Below are 2,641 nucleotides of genomic sequence, written 5' to 3' on the forward strand. Positions count from 1 at the left end.
CTCGATGCCGAAGGGGTCGACAGGGCTCTTCTCGCCGAGAGAGGGATTCGTTGTTACCTGAGCCAGATGCTGGAGATCGGCCACTTCCACGCCGATGCCCACCCAGGCAACTATTTCGCCTTGCCCGATGGGCGCGTTGGATTCACCGATTTCGGCAGGCTGGGCAGGGTTACGGAGGAGTCACGTTATCGCTTTATCGATCTTGTTTGGGCTGCTGTCAACAAGGACCACCGGCTGGCGACCGACACACTCATGGCAGTGGGGATGAATCCAGCAGTCGACGAGGTCGCCTTGGGCCGCGAGGTTGCGCGTCTAATCAACAAGTATCATGGCATGGAGCTTGGCAGGATGAACTTCTCGGAGCTTTCTTCCGAGACATTGGGGCTGATCAGGAACTACTCTCTGGGTGTTCCAAGCGACTTCGCGATGATGCTAGGGACTTTTGTGGTGCTTGAGGGGGTCGGCAGGATGCTTGATCCAGCCTTCGACTTCGCCACCGTAGCCACACCGCATGTCGAGCGGGTCGTGCGCGAGCGATCGAGCGTCGAAGCTCTGACCGCAAGGGGAGTCAAGGCCTTCGCCCATGCACTGCGCGTGCTCGAGCAACTCCCTGACTCGACCGATCGCATGCTCAGACGACTATCGCAAGGCGAGATCAAGGTTTCGGTCAGAGCCACGGATTACGAGAACTTGGTGGTGCGCATCCAGGAGTCGGTCAATCGTCTGGCTTTCGCCATTGTAGTGGCAGCTCTGATCATCGGATTCTCGTCACTGCTTCGCGCAACCGGCGTCCCCGGCTGGGTGCAATTCGTGGGGCAAGTGGGACTGGTCGCAGCGTTCGGGGTGAGTATGTGGTTCTTCGGCTCGATCATTCTTGCTACTTTTAGGCAAAGGGACGCTAAGAGCCGCATTTCGCGGTAGAATCGCAGACGCGAACCTGATGGATGACTCGCCTGCGGTGCCTACCCACTCAGAGTGCCGACAAGCGGAATCGAAAGGACCACCAGTGGCCAAAGATCGCCTACGTGAATTGTTTGGAGATTGGGAGGCCGTCATCGGCCTGGAGATCCACACCGAGCTCACAGCATGTGCCAGCAAGATGTTCTGTGGCTGCCCTGTCGAGTTTGCCGGTGAGCCCAACACCCGCGTATGCCCTGTTTGTCTCGGCATGCCCGGGGCGCTGCCGACCCCCAATGCTCGTGCGATAGAGATGACGGTGTTGGCCGGATTGTCGGTCTCGTGCGAGATCGCTCGCGAAAGCCGGTTCCACCGCAAACAGTACTTCTACCCAGACATGCCGAGCAACTACCAGATCTCCCAGTACGACCAGCCTTTCTGCGGCCTGGGGTTCATCGACATCCAGATTGACGGCCCGGAAGCGAAGCAGCGCATCGACCGCGACACCGCCGAGAACGTCACTCCCATCGACGGAGATGCTGCAGCTTACTCGGCGAGGATCGGGATCACCCGCATTCACCTTGAGGAAGACACCGGCAAGATGGTGCACGTCGGCGGTGCCGAAGGGCGGCTCCAAGGCGCGACCAGGTCGCTGATCGACTTCAACAGGGCCGGAACGCCGCTCATCGAGCTTGTGACCGAGCCCGACATTCGAACCCCCGAGGAGGCTCGGCGATTCGCCCAGCAGATGAGACTCACCTGGCTTGCCCTGGGAATCTCGGACTGCAATATGGAAGAGGGCTCGATGCGCGTGGATGCCAACGTCAGCGTGCGCAGGCGCGGCGAGGAGGGCTTCGGCACGAAGGCGGAGATCAAGAACCTCAACTCATTCAAATCCCTGCACGATGGCGTCGCATACGAGATCGTGCGACAGATCGAGACGCTGCAGTCAGGCGGAACCGTAATCCAGGAGACCCGTCACTGGGACGCCTCGGCGAAAAAGACCAGCGCACTTCGCAGCAAAGAACAGGCGCACGACTACCGTTACTTCCCGGATCCTGACATCGTGCCGTTCGAACTCAGCGACGAGTGGATCGAGGGCCTTCGCGCCACGCTTCCCGAGTTACCCGCCGCCAGGCGCCAGCGGTACAGGACCGAGTTCGGGCTGTCCGCATATGACGCCGGTGCACTTGTAAGCGACGCGGATCTTGCGACGCTCTTCGAGGAGACGCTCGGTTTGACCGGGGCCGCAAAAGCCAAAGCGGTTGCGAACGTAGTGCTCAATGATGTAGCCGCTTTTCTCAACGCCGAGGGCGTGGCACTGGCACAGTCCCGCCTGACACCGGGCGGCATCGCCGAACTCGTCGAACTCGTGAGCGACGGCGTGATCTCGAGCAAGCAGGCCAAGGAGGTCTTCGCCGAGATGGCCGCGAGCGGACAGATGCCCGCCGAAATCGCTGATACCCGCGGGATGCGGCAGGTCAGCGACCACTCAGCGATCGAGGAGGTCGTCGATCGGGTGCTGGCTGCCAATGCATCGCAGGTCGAGAGCTTCCGCTCGGGTAAGACAGGGCTTCTAGGATTCTTCGTGGGCCAGGTCATCAAGGAGATGGGCGGGCAGGCGAACCCCAAGGTCGTCAGCGAGATTCTCGGCAGGAAGCTGGGGTCGGGAGGATAAGCGCACGCCCTGCGGCCTGCACTTGAGACCGAATGCGGTGCGAGGACATCCGACACTCAAGTCGGG

At 60.9% G+C, this 2,641-nt stretch carries 2 protein-coding genes; both read left to right on the forward strand.

Annotated elements, in window-relative coordinates; genetic code table 11:
• The coding region (locus M1617_06635; GenBank protein MCL5887945.1) for an AarF/UbiB family protein at nucleotides 1-921 on the forward strand (921 nt) is incomplete at its 5' end.
• A gap of 85 nt (nucleotides 922-1,006) precedes the next feature.
• Nucleotides 1,007-2,575 carry an Asp-tRNA(Asn)/Glu-tRNA(Gln) amidotransferase subunit GatB gene (gene gatB / locus M1617_06640; protein MCL5887946.1) on the forward strand — a complete coding sequence of 523 codons (1,569 nt, stop codon included), beginning with the start codon at nucleotides 1,007-1,009 and terminating at the stop codon, nucleotides 2,573-2,575.
• Nucleotides 2,576-2,641: the final 66 nt, after the last annotated feature.

This window comes from Actinomycetota bacterium (assembly GCA_023488435.1).
Taxonomy (GTDB): domain Bacteria; phylum Actinomycetota; class Coriobacteriia; order Anaerosomatales; family UBA912; genus UBA912.